This window comes from Luteimonas suaedae (assembly GCF_008312895.1).
GTDB lineage: Bacteria > Pseudomonadota > Gammaproteobacteria > Xanthomonadales > Xanthomonadaceae > Luteimonas > Luteimonas suaedae.
This window is the reverse complement of sequence record NZ_VSSP01000011.1, coordinates 51,186-68,465: the sequence shown is the minus strand read 5'-3', so window position 1 is coordinate 68,465 and position 17,280 is coordinate 51,186. Positions and strand designations below refer to the sequence as shown.

The 17,280-nt window shown below is 69.3% G+C and carries 14 protein-coding genes; 8 read left to right on the top strand and 6 right to left on the bottom strand.

Annotated elements, in window-relative coordinates; all coding sequences use genetic code 11:
- Positions 1–7: 7 nt before the first annotated feature.
- Positions 8–424 (top strand): DUF3106 domain-containing protein, encoded by a 417-nt coding sequence (locus FXO19_RS15175; RefSeq protein WP_149195959.1) that lies wholly within the window; start codon positions 8–10, stop codon positions 422–424.
- A 110-nt stretch (positions 425–534) separates the two neighbouring features.
- Here FXO19_RS15175 and FXO19_RS15170 read toward each other — a convergent pair whose 3' ends face one another.
- Together FXO19_RS15170 and FXO19_RS15165 are read right to left on the bottom strand one after the other, a co-directional pair.
- Positions 535–1,626, bottom strand: coding sequence for an NAD(P) transhydrogenase subunit alpha (locus FXO19_RS15170; protein WP_149195958.1), 1,092 nt, complete (start codon positions 1,624–1,626; stop codon positions 535–537).
- Between the two features lie 264 nt (positions 1,627–1,890).
- Entirely contained in the window at positions 1,891–4,242 is a 2,352-nt protein-coding gene (locus tag FXO19_RS15165) for a DUF1631 family protein (protein WP_187775809.1), read from the bottom strand.
- 99 nt (positions 4,243–4,341) lie between these two features.
- On the opposite strand from FXO19_RS15165, the gene FXO19_RS15160 reads away from it, so the two are divergent.
- The 3 genes from FXO19_RS15160 to FXO19_RS15150 all read left to right on the top strand — a co-directional run bounded on the left by FXO19_RS15160 (position 4,342) and on the right by FXO19_RS15150 (position 6,550).
- Positions 4,342–4,938 (top strand): nitroreductase family protein, encoded by a 597-nt coding sequence (locus FXO19_RS15160; protein WP_255516456.1) that lies wholly within the window; start codon positions 4,342–4,344, stop codon positions 4,936–4,938.
- On the top strand, positions 4,935–5,849 hold the full coding sequence (locus FXO19_RS15155) for a 5'-3' exonuclease (protein WP_149195956.1): 915 nt from the start codon (positions 4,935–4,937) through the stop codon (positions 5,847–5,849). Before FXO19_RS15160 ends, FXO19_RS15155 begins: the two co-directional genes overlap by 4 nt.
- 143 nt (positions 5,850–5,992) lie before the next feature.
- Positions 5,993–6,550 carry an NUDIX hydrolase gene (locus FXO19_RS15150; RefSeq protein ID WP_149195955.1) on the top strand — a complete coding sequence of 186 codons (558 nt, stop codon included), beginning with the start codon at positions 5,993–5,995 and terminating at the stop codon, positions 6,548–6,550.
- Positions 6,551–6,772: 222 nt separating this feature from the next.
- On the opposite strand, the gene pip is transcribed toward FXO19_RS15150, so the two are convergent.
- Entirely contained in the window at positions 6,773–7,714 is a 942-nt protein-coding gene (pip, locus tag FXO19_RS15145; RefSeq protein ID WP_149195954.1) for a prolyl aminopeptidase, read from the bottom strand.
- Between the two features lie 35 nt (positions 7,715–7,749).
- Complete coding sequence (prmC, locus tag FXO19_RS15140) at positions 7,750–8,610, bottom strand: peptide chain release factor N(5)-glutamine methyltransferase (RefSeq protein WP_149195953.1); 861 nt, start codon at positions 8,608–8,610, stop codon at positions 7,750–7,752.
- Positions 8,611–9,148: 538 nt separating this feature from the next.
- Here prmC and ahpC point away from each other — a divergent pair.
- The 4 genes from ahpC (at position 9,149) to rnk (ending at position 12,986) form a co-directional block, all read left to right on the top strand.
- Entirely contained in the window at positions 9,149–9,712 is a 564-nt protein-coding gene (gene ahpC, locus FXO19_RS15135; protein ID WP_149195952.1) for an alkyl hydroperoxide reductase subunit C, read from the top strand.
- Positions 9,713–9,871: 159 nt separating this feature from the next.
- Positions 9,872–11,464 (top strand): alkyl hydroperoxide reductase subunit F, encoded by a 1,593-nt coding sequence (gene ahpF / locus FXO19_RS15130; RefSeq protein WP_149195951.1) that lies wholly within the window; start codon positions 9,872–9,874, stop codon positions 11,462–11,464.
- Between the two features lie 22 nt (positions 11,465–11,486).
- Positions 11,487–12,440, top strand: a complete 954-nt coding sequence (gene oxyR / locus FXO19_RS15125; RefSeq protein ID WP_149195950.1) for a DNA-binding transcriptional regulator OxyR — start codon at positions 11,487–11,489, stop codon at positions 12,438–12,440.
- Positions 12,441–12,542: 102 nt separating this feature from the next.
- On the top strand, positions 12,543–12,986 hold the full coding sequence (gene rnk, locus FXO19_RS15120; RefSeq protein WP_149195949.1) for a nucleoside diphosphate kinase regulator: 444 nt from the start codon (positions 12,543–12,545) through the stop codon (positions 12,984–12,986).
- An 82-nt stretch (positions 12,987–13,068) separates the two neighbouring features.
- Here rnk and FXO19_RS15115 read toward each other — a convergent pair whose 3' ends face one another.
- Positions 13,069–13,989: a DMT family transporter gene (locus FXO19_RS15115; protein WP_149195948.1), complete on the bottom strand. Its 921-nt coding sequence runs from the start codon at positions 13,987–13,989 to the stop codon at positions 13,069–13,071.
- 999 nt (positions 13,990–14,988) lie between these two features.
- A complete protein-coding gene (locus tag FXO19_RS15110; RefSeq protein ID WP_187775808.1) occupies positions 14,989–17,163 on the bottom strand; it encodes a GGDEF domain-containing protein in 2,175 nt (724 codons plus the stop codon).
- Between the last annotated feature and the right edge of the window lie 117 nt (positions 17,164–17,280).

Sequence of the window (17,280 nt, the reverse complement as noted above, 5' to 3'; positions counted from 1 at the left end):
ACGTTCCATGCGAATCCGAATCACCACTTCGATCCTGTTGCTGGCGCTGTCGTTGCCGGCCGGTGCCGCGCTGGCGCAGTCCGCCGACGCGCTGCCCGAATGGGAGCGGTTGACACCGCAGCAGCGCGAAACGCTGATCGCCACCGTGCGCGACCGCTGGAACGACCAGCCCGACGCGCGCGAACGCATGTTGCGCCATGCCGAGCGCTGGCAGCAGATGACGCCGGAGCAGCGCCGGCACGCGCATCACGGCATGCGGCGCTGGAAGCAGATGAGCCCCGAGGGGCGCGAGGGCGCGCGCGTGCTGTACCTGCGGATGCGCGAGCTGCCGGAATCCGAACGCGAGGACCTGCGCGAACGCTGGAAGGCGATGACGCCGGAACAGCGGCGCGAATGGCTGGAACGCCACCAGCCGGAGGAATGAGGCTGCGGGCGGCGACGCGCTCACCGCCAGCGGCAAGCAGGTGCTCCGAAGCGTGGCTCACCCGTTCGCACGGACCACTGCAGTCTTGGAAGCTCCCACAGCGGAGCGGTCTAGCTCCGCTCCGGCCACACCGTCTTCGACAGCAGCTCGTCCTCCCAGTCGAAACCGATCGCACCGTCCTTCAGCAGCAGCTGCATGAAGTTGAACACGTTGCGCGCGTACATCTCGCTGGCGTGCTGCGCGCCCTGGCTGGCGAGGTTGAGCGGACCGGCGACGACGACGCCGTCGTGGTCATCGGTTTCACCGGGACGGGTGAGCTCGCAGTTGCCGCCGGTTTCCGCCGCCAGGTCGACGACCACGCTGCCCGGCTTCATGCCGCCCACCATCGCCGCCGAAACGATCTTCGGCGCGGGCCGGCCGGGGACGGCCGCGGTACAGACGATCACGTCGACGTTCTTCAGGTGCTCGCCGAGGCGGCGCTGCTGTTCGGCGCGCTCCTCGTCGGTGAGCTGGCGCGCATAGCCGCCCTCGCCGGCGGCGCTGACGCCGAGGTCGAGGAAGCGTCCGCCCAGCGACTGGATCTGCTCGCGCGTCTCGGGCCGTACGTCGAAGCCCTCGACCTGCGCGCCCAGGCGCCGGGCGGTCGCGATCGCCTGCAATCCGGCGACGCCGGCGCCGATCACCAGCACTTTCGACGGACGGATGGTGCCGGCGGCCGTGGTCAGCATCGGGAAGAAGCGCGGCGCCAGCGACGCCGCGATCAGCACCGCCTTGTAGCCGGCCATGCCGGCCTGCGAGCTGAGCACGTCCATGGCCTGGGCGCGGGTGGTGCGCGGCAACCGCTCCAGCGGGAACGCGACCACGCCGCGTTGCACGATGGCGTCGCCGCGTGCCGCATCGGACTGCGGCTGCAGGGTGCCGACCAGCGCCGCACCGGTCTTCATCGCGGCGATCGCGGTCGCCGGCGGCGGCTGCACGCACAGCACGGCGTCGGCATCGGCGATGGCGGCCTCGGCTGCGTCCACGAGCGTGGCGCCGGCCTCTTCATAGGCCCGATCCGGAAAATGCGCACCGGTGCCGCTGCCGCGCTCGATGCATACCTGCGCACCTGCGGCCACCAGCTTCTTGCACGTCTCTGGCGTAACGGCGACGCGCCGTTCGCCCGGCGCGGTTTCCCGCGCGATCCCGATCTTCAGCGTCATGTTCGGCTCCGCGACCTTGTCCTGCATCCTAAACGCGAATCGGCCACACTGCCACGGCCGCCCCGCCGGAATAGCACGGCGTCCGGTGACTGCTTCCGTTTCGGCACCGGACAGCAAGAAGGGCTGGCGCGCCACGACGAGCGCCACCGCGGGCGACGAACATCGCCATGGAAGAAGATGTCGTCCGCTACCGCGCGCTCACCGCAAGTTCGCGACCGCGACGTCGATCCGGAGGGCGCGCGAAGTGCGCCGGCGGCCCGCTGCTCAGCCGGCGTTGGCGGCTTTCAACGTCGATGCCGGCGCCTGGTTGAGGCGCTGCCAGAGTTGCTTCATCGCCTCGTCGAAAGGCGCGTCGACCGAACGCACCACCACCCGTCCGGAAGCGACCAGCAACGCCAGCTCCTCGGGCGAGACCACCATCTTGCGCACGCCGCGGCGGTTGACGATCAGGAAACGCGAGGTCAACGGGCTGATCCAGGCGATCCGCGCCGCGGTCTCGTGCCCGCCACGGTCGATCAGGCGCAATCCCTGGCCGACCCGCAAGCGGCGCATGCGCGCGGCGATGGCGGGATCGCAGGCCACCGCGTCGGTACCGCCGGCCAGGCGCAGCGGCGCGATGCTGTCGTCGCCCGGCCCGTCGTCGATCTCACCGCCGTTCGGCGTGCGCACGCTGCGCGGGGTGTCGGGCATCGCCAGCGCGGAAATGATCCGCGCCATGGCGTCGCGCGCGGCGGCGGCATCCAGCCCACAGCTGGAATAGCACTCGCCCAGCGGCACCTGCAGCGCCAGCAGCTGGTCTGCGACCGCGGCGCCACGCACCTGCGCGGCGTCGGCATCCACCTGCACCATCGCGTCGCCGAGCCCGATCGCGGCATGGTGCCGCTCGGACTCCGGACCGTCGCGCAGCCAGGTCTGGGTGAGGTAATGGCGCCAGTGCTGGTCGAGGAAGTGGCCGACCGGTGCGGTCAATGGACGGTCCGCCATGCGCGAGGCGACCAGGCCCTCGGCGTTGCGTCGCGCCATCTGCAGGCGCTCACGGCCGTGGATCGACTCGGCCACGCGTTTTTCCGCGAGCTCCGAGCGCCGGCGCTGCTGGTCGAGCTGGTCGCGCAACTCGGCCGCCGCCAGCTCGAACACCGCCTGGTCTTCCTGGTATTCCTCGACCACCCGGTCCACGGCGTGCTCGGCCTTGTCCAGGGTTTCCTTGTCCTGCGCGGTTTCGCCGGTGTTGCCGTCGCAGGCCTCGGTCAGCGCGTCGAGCAGTTGCCGTGCCGGGTGGTTGCGGCGGTTGAACATCGAGTCGTCGGTCAGCGCCACCTTGACGTACGGCACCACCAGCCTGCCGTACAGCGAACGCGAGCGCTGCAGCAGCTCGTTGGCTTCGCACAGCGACTGGAACAGGATGCCGACCAGGTCGATGGCGTCTTCCTCGTCGGCGCTGAAACGGGTCTTCTCCGGATCGAAGCCGAGCTGGCGCACGCCACCCAGGATTTCGGCGCGGATCACCTCGGCCAGCGCACGCTTGTCCTCGCCGGCGAGCGCGCGGGTGTACGGACCGGGATCATCGCCCTGCAGCAGCGAGGCGATGTTGAGCATGTCTTCGGTGCCGAGCACTTGGCCCTCCGCCTCGGAAGCGGCCTCCGCCAGCGCCTCGACCTCCTCGGCCACGCTGATGCCGGCGTCCGCCGATCCCACATGCAGGCCGCCACGCGCACGCCAGGCCTGCAGCTGTTCGCGGACGAGATCGCGATAGCGCAGCGGCATGCCGCCGGAATCGGCGGACGACGGGCCGGAGCGCTGCCCCTCGCCGACGGCGCGCTGTCCACCGCCGCCGGGAGCCGTCGCCCCGATGTTCTCGACGGTGCCGCCGTCCGGCACCCAGCCTTCCGCGGCCTGTTCGCCGATGCGCGGAGCGCGCGCCTCATCGCGCCGCGCCGAGGCGTGCGGCTCGTAACCGCCGCTGCGCCGGACCGTGGCGACGCCATGGCCGCCGAAAGCTGCGGTCTGCAGCGTGGTGTTGGCCTTGGCGTAGACCTCGGCGAGCACCTTCGGCAGGCGCTTGTCGAACTGGTGGAAGACCATCATCCGCAGGCCCGGGGTGAGGTCGTCCGGCTGGAACAGGTCGACGAAGGCCGATACCGCCACCTCCGGCCGCAACGGATTGAGCGGCCGGCCCTCGATCCCCAGGCTCGCCGCCAGCGCTTCCAGCCGTTCGTCGAGCTGCGCCAGCGGATGCAGGAACTGGTGCTCGAGCAGTTCGGTGATCTGCTGCCCGGCCAGGTGGATCTCGAGCTCACCCTCGGACATCAGCTCCAGCGACTCCACCCGCCTCTGCTCCTTGCCGGGCGCGTGCCAGCGCTCGAATGCGCTCTCGATCGCCTCGCGGTAGCGCGTGGCCAGCTCCAGCGCGCGGTGGCTGAGCGCGATCACCGCGACCCGGTCCTCCTGGGCCGCGCTGAAGTCGTGGCCCGCCAGCGCCGCCAGCCGCACCTGCTCCTCGATCGAGCTCCAGAACCCCGAGAGCACGCCGACCAGTTCGGTGACGGCGTCGCGCTTGAGCGTTTCGAGCACGCGCTCGCCCGCTCGGCTGCCGGAGCTGCGCGCGCGGAATTTCACGGCGGTATCGTCTGGAGACGCCATTCGGGGGACAATGCGGCGAGTGCACGAGGTTCGTGCACGGTCAGCATACATTCCTGAAAGGGGAAAACCACGTCTGTGAGCCCGGTCGCAAATGGAACCACTGACATCTGGCTGCAACTCGATGGACGGCGCTCGATCCCGGCGCGGCAGCTCGGCGAGCCCGGCCCCGACGACGCCACCCTGGCGCGCATGCTGCGCTCGGCCGTGCGCGTGCCCGACCACGGCAAGCGGGTACCGTTCCGGTTCCTGCGCATCGCCGGCGACGCCCGCGCCCGGCTCGGCGAGGCCCTGGCCGCGATCACCCTGCGCCGCGACCCGAGCGCGGCGGCGGCGGCCGTCGACAAGGACCGCCAGCGATTCGGGCACGCGCCGCTGGTGATCGCGGTCGTCGCCGTGCTGGACCCGGCCGACACGGCGATTCCTGAACAGGAGCGGCTGCTCAGCGCCGGCTGCGTCTGCTTCGCCCTGCTTCAGGCGGCGCAGGCGGCGGGTTTCGGCGCTACCTGGCTGACCGGCTGGCCGGCCTACGACGATGAAGTGCGCACGCTGCTCGGATTGGGCGCGCAGGAAAGGATCGCCGGCTTCATCCACATCGGCACCCCCAGGCTGGCGGCACCGGAGCGCGAACGGCCGGACCCGCAGGCCCTGCTGTCCGACTGGCACCCGGCGTGAACGCCGTGGCGAAGCCGCCGCTGTACCTGGTCGACGCCAGCCTGTACGTGTTCCGCGCCTGGCACTCGATGCCCGACGAGTTCCGCGATGCCGACGGCCGCCCGGCCAATGCGGTGCATGGCTTCGCCCGCTTCCTGCTGGAGTTGCTGGAGCGCGAACGGCCGCGGCACGTCGTGGTCGCCTTCGACGAGGCGCTGGACAGCTGCTTCCGCAACGCGCTGTATCCCGCCTACAAGGCCAACCGGCCGCCGGCGCCCGAGGAACTCAGGCAACAGTTCGCGCACTGCAAGACGCTGTGCACCGTACTCGGCCTGACCGTGCTGGCGCACCGCGAATACGAGGCCGACGACCTGATCGGCAGCGCGCTGCAGCTGGCGCGTGCGCTCGGCCACCGCGGCGTGATCGTCTCGGCCGACAAGGATCTCTCGCAGTTGCTCGAGCTCGGCGACGAGCAGTGGGACTTCGCCCGCGGCCAGCGCTGGGGCATGGCCGGCGTCGCCGCGCGCCACGGGGTCGAGGCGCGACAGATGGTCGACTACCTGGCGCTGTGCGGCGACAGCGTCGACAACATTCCCGGCGTGCCAGGAATCGGCGCCAAGACCGCTGCGGCGCTGCTGGCGCACTTCGGCAGCCTCGACGCGCTGCTCGCGCGCGTCGACGAGGTGCCGTTCCTGCGCCTGCGCGGCGCGAAGCAGGCCGCGGCGAAACTGCGCGAGTACCGTGAACAAGCGCTGCTGTGCCGGCAACTGGCCACGATCGCGCTCGACGTGCCGCTGGCCGAGGCGCTGCCGCCGTTCCTGCGCGCCGCCGCCGATGCCGCCGCGCTGCTGGCCTTGTGCGAAGCGTTGCGCTTCGGCCCGCTGACCCGAAAGCGTCTGCACGCGGCCGCCGGGCTCGCATTCGCGCCTTGAACACCGCGGGTTGTCCTCGGCATTTTCGTAGAGCGGAGCTTGCTCCTCTGCTCCCGGCTCCGGCGCCCACGTAGCGGAGCAAACTCCGCTCTACGATGCTCGCTCCATTTCGCCTGTCATGCCCTACGCGCTAGCATGCGCCAATGAACGAACATCCAGCGGACGACGTCGAACTGCTCTACGAGGGCGAATGGCTGCGCATGGTCCGGCGCGGCAAATGGGAGTCGTGCGAGCGCACGCACGGTCGCGACGGCATGGCGGTGATCGTCATCGCGGTCACGCCGGACGACCAGGTGCTGTTCGTCGAGCAATTCCGGGTGCCGCTGGGCGCGCCCACCATCGAGATGCCGGCCGGCCTGATCGGTGACGACCTCGACGACGACTCGATTGAATCCGCCGCCCGCCGCGAACTCGTCGAGGAGACCGGCTGGGAAGCTGGCCGCATCGACGTGCTGCTGACCGGCCCCACCACGGCCGGCATGAGCAACGAACGTGTCGCCTTCGCCCGCGCCCGTGACCTGCACAAGGTCGGCGACGGCGGCGGCGTCGGCAGCGAGAACATCACCGTGCACACGGTGCCGCGCCGCGACGCCCCGGCCTGGCTGATGCGCAAGCACGCCGAGGGCTTCGAGATCGACCTCAAGCTGTGGGCGGGGCTGTGGATGATCGAGTTCAATCCGGACGGCTCACCCGCCGTCTAGTTGGGCAGGAGGGAATCCTGGCGATAGCCCCTGTAGGAGGGGCTTCAGCCCCGACCGCGCCAGGCAGACTCATCGGTGGCGACCACGATCAACGCGCCGCCGCGCGCTGCGAAGGGAAACAACGGCAGAGCGCATCTGTTGTTGGCCCGCGCGCGGTCGGGGCTGAAGCCCCTCCTACAGGAAGCTTTCGCGGACGCGCATGTCGATCAACCAATCGCAACTTCAGGCGAAACGGTCGGTGGCCTGCACCAGCGCGTCCACGTTTTCGGCTTCGAACGCGGAGTGGCCCGAGGCGGGGGTGATCACCAGTTCGGCCTTGGGCCAGGCCTTGTGCAGGTCCCAGGCGTTCTGCACCGGGCAGACCACGTCGTAGCGGCCGTGGACGATGACCCCGGGAATGTCGACGATGCGGTACGCGTCGCGCAGCAGCTGGTCGTCGACCTCGAAGAAGCCGCCGTTGACGAAGTAGTGGTTCTCGATCCGGGCGAAGGCGAGCGCGAAGCGCGGATCTTCGTGCCCCTGCACGAAATCCGGGTCGACGCGCAGGAATGAGGTCGCGCCCTCCCACACGCTCCAGGCGCGGGCCGCGGCCAGCCGGGTGGCCTCGTCGTCGCTGGTCAGGCGACGGTGGAAGGCGGCGATCAGGTCGTCGCGCTCGGCCGGCGGGATGGCGTCGACATATTGGTCCCAGGCCTCGGGGAACAACCGCGATGCCCCCTCCTGGTAGAACCACTCCAGTTCCCAGCGCCGCAGCATGAAGATGCCGCGCAACACCAGTTCGGTGACCCGCCGCGGATGGCTCTGCGCGTAGGCCAGCGCCAGGGTCGAACCCCAGGAACCGCCGAACACCTGCCAGTGTTCGATCTCGAGCAGTTCGCGCAGCTTCTCGATGTCGGCGACCAGCTCCCAGGTCGTGTTGCCGACCAGGTCGGCATGCGGTGTGGAGCGCCCGGCACCGCGCTGGTCGAACAGCACGATGCGGTATTTGTCCGGATCGTGGAAGCGGCGCATCTTGGCGCTGCAGCCGCCGCCCGGACCACCGTGCAACAGCACGACCGGTTTGCCCTTCGGATTGCCGCACTGCTCGTAATGGAGCGTGTGGCGATCGTCGACCTTGAGGGTACCGGCGTCGTAGGGCTCGATCTCGGGGTAAAGCGTTCGCATCGCGGATCCGGCTTGAAGGCTGACGCGCCAGTTTATCAGTCCGTCTCGACCGGACCGGGCAACCTGCCACCGGTGACCCGCTCGCGTCCCTCCAGGTCGCGTTCGGTCGCGATCGCGACGAAGCCGGCACGCAACAGCAGCGCGCGCACGGCCTCGCCTTGTGCGTGGCCGTGCTCGAACAGCAACCAGCCGCCCGGCGCGAGGTGCGCCGGCGCACCGCCCACGATCGCGCCGATCGCATCCAGCCCGTCGCGGCCGGCCGCCAGCGCGCCGCGCGGCTCGAAACGCAGGTCGCCCTGTCGCAGATGCGGGTCGGCATCGGCGATGTACGGCGGATTGCTGGCGACCAGGTCGAAGCGCTCGCCCGCCAGCGGCGACCACCAGTCGCCGTGGCGGAACTCGACGTTGCCGAGGCCGTGGGTGTCGGCATTGGCGGCGGCCGCGGCCAGCGCCTGACGGCTGACGTCGGTGGCGACCACCCGGGCGCGGGGACGTTCGCTCGCCACCGCCAGTGCGATCGCGCCGCTGCCGGTGCCCAGGTCGGCGACCCGCGCCGAACCTCCCGGCGGGATCCGCAACAGCGCCTGTTCGACCAGCAGTTCGGTCTCCGGGCGCGGGATCAGGGTGTCCGGCGTGACAGCGAGGTCGAGGGTCCAGAAACCGCGGTGGCCGGTGAGATAGGCCACCGGCTCGCCGGCAGCGCGGCGCGCAACGAACCCCTCGAACTCCGCCGCGGCCGCGGCCTCCACCGGATCGGTCGCATGCGCGTACAGCCACGCCTGCGACCGGCGCAACGCATGCGCGAGCAGCAGCGCGGCGTCGGCGGGATCGATGCGCGCGCCGGCCCACCGCAGCAGCTGCGAGGCGTCCGGGCACGGCGCGGGGGAGGTCGTCATGGACGCCAATCGTAAACCGCGCCAGGCAGACTCATCGGTAGCGACCACGATGAACGCGCCGCCGCGCGTTGCGAAGGCAAACCACGGCAGAGAACGTCTGCCGTCAGCTTGCGCGCGGCCGTTGCCACAGGAGGATCGACGGTCGGTGGACGGCCGCCCGGCGAGGCACCGCCTCGGCTCCCGGAAACCACGCGAAGGAGGCAAAAAGAAGGCGGCCGAAGCCGCCTTCAAATTCCGCATCACGCGTGGGAGGGAGTACGGGACACGGAACCTGTTGAGCGGAGCGTCACCGCTCGTCGTGCTTGCCGGGTCACCGCAAGATCTGATGACACCGGGAGACGTCTCGATTTTGTTGCAACGCACCACGCAGGTCAAGCCCCCTTTCGAAATAGATGAATACCACGTGAAACGATAGCTAAAACCTATTGAATATATTTCTTCTATCAATTTTACAGATCGATAGGCCTGCCCTATCCTGTCGCTCCTGGTCGGCAACGGCCGGTTTTCCCTCCCCACCATCCCAACCGAAAGGATTTTCATGTCCCTGATCAATACCGAGATCCAGCCATTCAAGGCCACCGCATTCCAGAACGGCGAGTTCGTCGAAGTGACCGATGCCGACCTGAAAGGCAAGTGGTCGGTGGTGATCTTCATGCCGGCCGCCTTCACCTTCAATTGCCCGACCGAGATCGAGGACGCGGCCGACCACTACGCCGAGTTCCAGAAGGCTGATGCAGAGGTCTACATCGTCACGACCGATACGCACTTCTCGCACAAGGTCTGGCACGAGACCTCGCAGGCCGTGGGCAAGGCGCAGTTCCCGCTGGTGGGCGACCCGACCCACAAGCTGACCCGCGCCTTCGGCGTGCACATCGAGGACGAGGGCCTGGCGCTGCGCGGCACCTTCATCATCAATCCCGAGGGCACGATCAAGACCCTCGAGATCCACGACAACGCCATCGCCCGCGACATGTCCGAGACCCTGCGCAAGCTGAAGGCCGCGCAGTACGTCGCGGCCCACCCGAACGAGGTCTGCCCGGCCAAGTGGCAGGAGGGCGAGAAGACCCTCAAGCCGTCGCTGGACCTGGTCGGCAAGATCTGACGCCGCACCCGCACTCCCGTCCCCCGGACGGGAGTGCACCCAAGCCGGTCGGTCGGCACGCCAGCCGCCGGTCAGCCGGCTTCGGTGCACTCCCCCGACGCGGCCCGAGCGGCCGCACGCCCCATGACTTCACGCCCCACGACTTCCGGAACAGATGCCATGTTGGATGCCGATCTCAAGACCCAGCTCAAGGGCTATCTCGAACGCGTGGTCCGCCCGATCCACATCATCGCCTCGGTCGACGACGGCGAGAAGTCGCGCGACCTGCTCGCGCTGCTCGACGACATCGCCGGGCTGAGCGACCGCATCAGCGTCGAGACCCGCCGCGACGACCAGGAGCGCAAGCCCTCGTTCGCCCTCACCACGCCCGGACGCGAGATCTCCCTGCGCTTCGCCGGGCTGCCGCTGGGCCACGAGTTCACGTCGCTGGTGCTGGCGCTGTTGCAGGTGGGTGGCCACCCGCCCAAGGCCGCGGCCGAGACCCTCGAGCAGGTGGCGGCACTGGAGGGCGAGTTCCACTTCGAGACCTACTACTCGCTGTCGTGCCAGAACTGCCCCGACGTGGTGCAGGCGCTCAACCTGGCTGCCGTACTCAACCCACGCATCCGCCACACCGCGATCGACGGCGCGCTGTTCCAGGACGAGGTGGAGGCACGGCAGATCATGTCGGTGCCGACGGTCTACCTCAACGGCGAGGAGTTCGAACAGGGTCGCATGACACTGGAGCAGATCCTGGCGCGCCTGGACACCGGCGCGGCCGAGCGCGAGGCGGCGAAGCTGGCGGCGAAGGCGCCGTTCGACGTGCTGGTGGTCGGCGGCGGTCCGGCCGGCGCCGCCGCGGCGGTGTATGCGGCGCGCAAGGGCATCCGCACCGGCGTGGTGTCGGAGCGCTTCGGCGGCCAGCTGCACGACACGCTGGCGATCGAGAACTTCATTTCGGTGCCCGAGACCGAGGGGCCGAAGATGGCTGCGGCGCTCGAGCGACACGTGCGCGAGTACGAGGTCGACGTGATGGACCTGCAGCGCGCGGAAGCGCTGCTGCCCGCCGGCGACGACGGCCTGATCGGCCTGCGCCTGGCGGGCGGCGCCGAGCTGAAGGCGCGCTCGGTGGTGTTGTCGACCGGCGCCCGCTGGCGACAGCTGAACGTCCCCGGCGAGGACGCGTACCGCAACCATGGCGTCGCCTATTGCCCGCACTGCGACGGCCCGCTGTTCAAGGGCAAGCACGTGGCGGTGATCGGCGGCGGCAACTCCGGCATCGAGGCGGCGATCGACCTGGCCGGCATCGTCCAGCACGTCACCGTACTGGAATTCGACGACAAGCTGCGGGCCGACGAGGTGCTGCAGCGCAAGGTGCGCAGCCTGGGCAACGTCACCCTCATCACCAGTGCGCAGACGCTGGAGGTGGTGGGCGACGGCAGCAAGGTCCAAGGCCTGGTGTACCGTGATCGCGAAGGCGGCGACGCGCACCGCCTGGCGCTGGACGGCGTGTTCGTACAGATCGGCCTGCTGCCCAACACCGAGTGGCTGGCCGGGACCGTCGAGCTCTCGCCTCACGGCGAAATCGTGGTCGACGAGCGCGGCCGCACCAGCGTGCCCGGCGTGTTCGCCGCCGGCGACTGCACCACCGTGCCCTACAAACAGATCGTGGTGGCGATGGGCGAAGGCTCGCGGGCGGCGCTGTCCGCGTTCGACCACCTGATCCGGGCGCCGTTGCGCACCTCCGGCAAGCCGGTGGCGCAGGCCGCGTGACCGGCCCCGACGGCCGACCGCGATGAACCTGCGCGACCTTCGCTATCTGGTGGCGCTGGCCGACCACAGGCACTTCGGCCATGCCGCCGCGGCCTGCTTCGTCAGCCAGCCGACGCTGTCGACGCAGATCCGCAAGCTGGAGGAAGAACTCGGCGTGGTGCTGGTGGAGCGGGCGCCGCGCAAGGTCATGCTGACGCCGGCCGGGATCGAGGCCGCCGAACGCGCGCGCCGGATCGTCGCCGAGGTCGAGCAGATGAAGGAGGCCGCCAGGCGCAACCGCGACCCGGAGGCCGGCACGGTGCGGCTGGGCATGTTCCCCACGTTGGGGCCGTACCTGCTGCCGCACGTCATTCCGCGCCTGCGCGAGCGCTTCCCGCAGCTGGAGCTGCTGCTGGTGGAGGAAAAGAGCGACGTGCTGCTGACGCGCCTGCGCGAAGGCCGGCTCGACGCCGGATTGCTGGCGCTGCCGGTGCATGACGAGCAACTGCATGCCGAGTTCCTGTTCGAGGAGCCGTTCCTGCTGGCGGTGCCCGGGCGCCACCCGCTGGCGCAACGCGATTCGTTGGCGTTGCGCGAGCTGTCGGCGCAGCGCCTGCTGCTGCTCGAGGACGGCCACTGCCTGCGCGAGCAGGCGCTCGAGGTCTGCCACCTGGGCGGCGCCGGCGAGCGCAGCGAGTTCCGCGCCACCAGCCTGGAGACGCTGCGGCAGATGGTCGCCGCCGATGTCGGCGTGACCCTGCTGCCGATGCTGGCGGTGAAACCGCCAGTCGCGCGATCGGACAACATCCATCTGCTCGACTTCCACGATTCGCGCCCGAGCCGCCGCATCGCCATGGTCTGGCGGCGCAGCTCGGCGATGGAGAGCTTTCTGTTGCGACTGGCAGAGGTGTTCCGGCAACTGCCGCCGGACCTGTTCGAGTTCGAACCGCGGCCGCGCGGCCCGCAGCCGGCCGAGCCGGGGCCCGCGACCACTTGAACCACGCCGCGACCGGGGCTACGGTGACGGCACTACGGCGGGCGGCGCGCGATGCGTCGCCCGCTTGCGTTTCGCCAACCGTTCACCTCACAGGAACAGACCATGATCGACGACCGGCACAGCGGACTTCCGCCTTCCATCACCCCGCCTTCCATCATCGTGTCCGAACCCGACGCCGAGCGCCTGGAATCGCTGCTCGAGTCGGACGAGTGGCGCGCCCAGCCGGCGGCACGCGCGCTGCAGGACGAACTCCTGCGCGCCGAGGTGCGCCCGCCGGGAAACATGCCCGCCGAAGTGGTCGGCATGCACTCGTCGGTGGAATGCGAGGACGAGCGCAGCGGCGACAGGCATCGTCTGACGCTGGTCTACCCGAAGGAGGCCGATGTCGCCTCCGGACGCATATCGGTGCTGGCACCGGTCGGCAGCGCTCTGCTCGGCCTCTCCGTCGGCCAGCACATCGACTGGCGCACACCGGACGGCCGCCAGTTGCGCCTGCGGGTACTGGCCGTCCAGCCCCCCGCAACCGGTGCCGACACGAAGCGGTGAACCTGCCCGCGCTCGCGATCGCAGGCGCGCGCTGGCACACGGATCGTCGCCCGGCGCGACCGCCGGGCTGCGCGGCGCCGTGTCAGCCCGACTGCAACGGCAACCGCGAGCGGCCCCTGAGCCCGGCCAGGAAAATCCCGGCCAGGGTGAATCCCAACCCGAGCCACTCACGCGAGCTGGTGAGCCGGTCGAGCAGCGCGACATCGAGCAGGAACGCGATCACCGGCTGCAGCAGCAACAGCAGTCCGACCACCGCCACCCGCAGGTGCGGCATCGCCCGGGAGATCAGCATCCAGCTCAGGCAGTGCCCGAGCCCGGCCAGCAGCAACAGCCAGCCGAGCGAGCGCGCGTTCGGAATCACGAATGACACGCCCTCGGCGGCCCCGGCCAGTCCCAACAGCAGCGCGCTGCCGAGCGATGCCAGCGCCAGCACCTGCGCGATCGGCGCGATGCCGCCGGTGGTCCGGTGCGCCTCGTGCTGGGTGCGCTTGAGGCCGAGGTTGTAGCCGGCGTAGCACAGCCCGGTGGCGAGTCCCAGCCAGACGCCCCAGCGGTACTCCGGCGGCAGGCTGTCCCATTCCCCACCCAGCAGCAGCCACAGGCCGAAGAACGCCAGCACGATCCCGGCGAGGAAACGCGGCCCGATCCGCTCGCGGTACAGCACCACGCCGGCCAGTGTCATGAAGAACACCTGCGCATTGGCCAGCAGCGTTGCCAGGCCGGGACCGACCAACAGGATGCTGCGGTGCCACAGCCACAGATCGCCGGCGAATGCCGCCGCCGGCACCAGCGTCCACAGCCACACGCGCCCCGGCAATGGCCGCCAGTCGCGTCGCGCGGCCACCAGCAACAGCAGCAGCAGGCCGCCGAACAGCATGCGGTAGAAGGCGGACACCGTCGGCGGCGTCTCCGCGAAACGCACCATCAGCGCATTGGTGCCGATCAGCGCGGCGCCGGTCAGCATCCACAACAAGGCGCCGCGCTCGCCTCTTGCCTGCTGCATGTCGTGCCCGCCACCGGTAGGACCGCGAACTTTAGCAGGCCGCACCAGGCAGGCCGTTCCGCTGCTGTAAGACAATTGTCATCGCCGGGCCATGGACGGGAGGCCGCCTATCACAGTGCGGACAAGATGTATCGTTCCTACTCGGCTAGCTGACTGCACATGAGGGACCGCTCCTTGCCGGAGAGATCCCTCCAGCCTGCCAGCTCACCTCTGCGTCCCCAGGCGACGCGGGTATTGCACTCACTTGGTTGGCCCGTGCACCCTAACGATTCGTTCAAGTCGATGCCGTTCGCGGAGCGGCTTAATTCAGGCGATGGATGATGGAAGTTTCCCTCCGTGACTGTTTAGCCGTGACGGCGGCTCACACGTGGCCCGGCCCGTCGATGTTGCAAACCTGCCACATCAAACAAGGAGAGTGCGCTATGAGCTTGGTTCGGAAGATTCTTATTTCTACTGCTGTGGCAATGGCTATTACGGGCATTTTTACCGCGGCAGCAATGGCCCAAGGAAACTGTTCCGCTTGCTGGTCTCGATATGTGGATTGTCAGGCAACGGGCGGTTCTGACTGCTATATGAAATATGAGATGTGTCTTTATGCCAATGGCTGCCCAGTACCCTGATGAGCCCAGCAAAAAAAGGAAGGGGCAATACGCCCCTTCCGTTTTGATCACCTGTATCTGTTAAATCAATCATCACCCAACATTCATTCAATCCAATGCCGCTTCGCGATGCGACTTGTGATCGAGCGTTCGGGCGGCGACCTCTGTAGCTTTCGCATTCCGCCGCTCGTCCCTTCGCCACATATCGACGATACGGTGTAAATGAAGAGCAGGAGTCCGTCAGGCTCTCACCGCTGCGTCAAGATGGATCGCCAGCCTGCAGTTGCCGTGAAGGACTTCACGCTGCACCGGCATCACGAACAACGCTCGTGCACGCCTTTCCGCCCCGGAACTCACGACCCGAAGCGCTCAACCCGGCGCCCACCACTCCCTCCACCAATCAACTGAACACCGCCGGCGCCACGTGCACGCAGTTGCGCCCGCTGCGCTTGGCGGCATAAAGCGCCTTGTCGGCACGGTCGATGGTTGCCGCCGGCGTGCGTTCACGGTCGCGGCGCGTCGCGACACCGACGCTGACCGTCAGCCGCAGCGCCTGCCCCTCCCACTCCACCGCGAGCCGCTCGACCGCCGCACGCAGCGCTTCGCCCACCTGCCGCGCCGCCGCGCCGCCGCGACCCGGCAGGATCGCGATGAACTCCTCGCCGCCGTAGCGACCGAACAGGTCGCCCTCGCCCAAGGCCCCGCGCAGGGCCACGGCGGCCGCGCGCAGGCAGTGGTCGCCACAGGCATGGCCGAAGCGGTCGTTGACCGACTTGAACCGGTCGAGGTCGACGAACAGCACCGATAGCGGCTGCCCATCGCGTTCGGCCTCGATGAACGAGCGCGCCAGCCACTGGTCGATCGAACGCCGGTTGAGGCTGCCCGTCAGGGCGTCGAGCTCGGCCGAGCGGCGCAGGTTGACCGCCGCGATCGCCTGTTCGATCTGCATCTGGGCCAGTCGCGCGAATTCCGTCGCCAGCGCCATTTCGTCGCTGGTGAAGCCGTCGGCGCCACGGCGTCGCAGCAGCACCGCACCCCAGCCGGGAGCGCGGACCTGCAGCGGGATCATCGCCTCGATCGCCACCTTTCCCGGGGCCGTCACCGGTTGCTGCAGCGCGATGCCGTTGGCGGCCTGGCGCCTGAGCGTGAGCAGGCGGTGATCGAGCTCGAGCCACAATTCGTCCTTGCGGGCATGCGGGTGCGTCACCAGCAGTTCGCGCCCGTAGAAGCCTTGCGCCACCGCCACCATCGACTCCACCGGCAACAGCGGCAGCAGATGATCGAACAGCAGCCGAAACGCGGTCCACTCGATATCGCCCGGCGCCAGCTGCCGCAACTTGGCCTGCAGCGAATTGACCAGATCGGTGCGCGCAGCCTCCCGCTGCATCCGCCGCTCGGTGTCCGCACGAGCCAGCCGATCGTAGTCGCGCTGGTCGCGGTATTCGCTGATCCTGCCAACCAGGCCCACCGCGAACATGATCATCAGCACGACCAGTGCGCACTGGAAGCCGTAGCGCGTCGCCGCCAGCGCGGGCACGACCCCGAAGTCGGCGAGATGCTGCAACAGCGCCAGCAGCAGCGTCGCCAGCACCACGATCCCGAGCGGCACGGCCATCGCCAACCGCCGCCGGCCGGCGCCGACCAGCAGCGCCAGGTTACCCAGGCCGACGGCGGCCCAGCCCAGCGCCACCAGCGGCTGCAACACCGGATCGAACAGGCGCAGATCGAGCAGGGACAGCCCGGCGGCCGCCACCAGGACCAGCACAGCGATATTCATGGACCGCGCCGTGGCGGTGCCGGACTCGTGGCCGCCGACATAGTGCTGCACCAGCTTGATCCACGACGCCAGGAACAGGAACGACAGCGTCCACAGCCCCTGTGCCTGCCAGCCGGCGAGCAGGCGCAATCCGGGCATGCCGTAGAGATGGCCGTTGATCCCCGCCAGCATCAGCAGCGCCAGGATCGTGCAGGTCGACAGCGACAGGAAGGTCCGGTCGCGAGCGGCGGCATACAGCGCCAGCGACAGCAGCGACAACGTGAACAGTGCGGCATAGACGGCCGCGGCGATGGCTGCGGCGCGCCGCTCGACCCGCATGGCGGCATCCCTGCGCAGCACTCGCGGTTGCAACACGGTCGCGATGGCGCCTTCGATGTACAGGTCCAGCTCCACGCTGCCCTGCCAGTCCCGGGGCACCGGAACCAGGTAACCGCCCGGCAATGCCCCTTCTTCGCCGTCGCCCGCGGAGAAGAACCCGGACTGTGGACTGCGCCAGCCGCGGCCCTGCAGCCACAGCGTCGAGACCGGCGCCCGCGGAATCCAGACCGTCCAGCTCTGGTCTTCCGGCCGTAGCGGCGGCAGTTCGAAGCGAAGGCGCGCGGCGCTTTGCTGCAGGCGCCCGCCCGGATGTCGCAGGGCTCCGTCGGCGTCGACACCGGCTGCGCCCGCCGCGACGGTCGTCAGCGGGACCGAGACCGCGCGGTGGTCACCGGCATCGCTGCCGCCGATGATCGCGGCCGCGAGCAGGCACAACAGCACGGCGAGCCCGGCCGCGAAGACGGCGTCGTGGCGGCGCACCTGGCGGGCAGGCCGGCTCAGCACACCGCCCCCCAGGCCCAAGAGGCGGGTGGCGCGAATCGTTCGATAGCCTGCATGCCTCCCCCTTCCCTCGATCGGTTGCAAATTGCATGCCAT

What these genes read in the sequence shown, in the direction of transcription:
- FXO19_RS15175 (WP_149195959.1), top strand. Translation starts at nt 8, where the DNA reads ATGCGAATCCGAATCACCACTTCGATCCTGTTGCTGGCGCTGTCGTTG.
- FXO19_RS15170 (WP_149195958.1), bottom strand. Translation starts at nt 1,626, where the DNA reads ATGACGCTGAAGATCGGGATCGCGCGGGAAACCGCGCCGGGCGAACGG.
- FXO19_RS15150 (WP_149195955.1), top strand. Translation starts at nt 5,993, where the DNA reads ATGAACGAACATCCAGCGGACGACGTCGAACTGCTCTACGAGGGCGAA.
- pip (WP_149195954.1), bottom strand. Translation starts at nt 7,714, where the DNA reads ATGCGAACGCTTTACCCCGAGATCGAGCCCTACGACGCCGGTACCCTC.
- prmC (WP_149195953.1), bottom strand. Translation starts at nt 8,610, where the DNA reads ATGACGACCTCCCCCGCGCCGTGCCCGGACGCCTCGCAGCTGCTGCGG.
- ahpC (WP_149195952.1), top strand. Translation starts at nt 9,149, where the DNA reads ATGTCCCTGATCAATACCGAGATCCAGCCATTCAAGGCCACCGCATTC.
- ahpF (WP_149195951.1), top strand. Translation starts at nt 9,872, where the DNA reads ATGTTGGATGCCGATCTCAAGACCCAGCTCAAGGGCTATCTCGAACGC.
- oxyR (WP_149195950.1), top strand. Translation starts at nt 11,487, where the DNA reads ATGAACCTGCGCGACCTTCGCTATCTGGTGGCGCTGGCCGACCACAGG.
- rnk (WP_149195949.1), top strand. Translation starts at nt 12,543, where the DNA reads ATGATCGACGACCGGCACAGCGGACTTCCGCCTTCCATCACCCCGCCT.
- FXO19_RS15115 (WP_149195948.1), bottom strand. Translation starts at nt 13,989, where the DNA reads ATGCAGCAGGCAAGAGGCGAGCGCGGCGCCTTGTTGTGGATGCTGACC.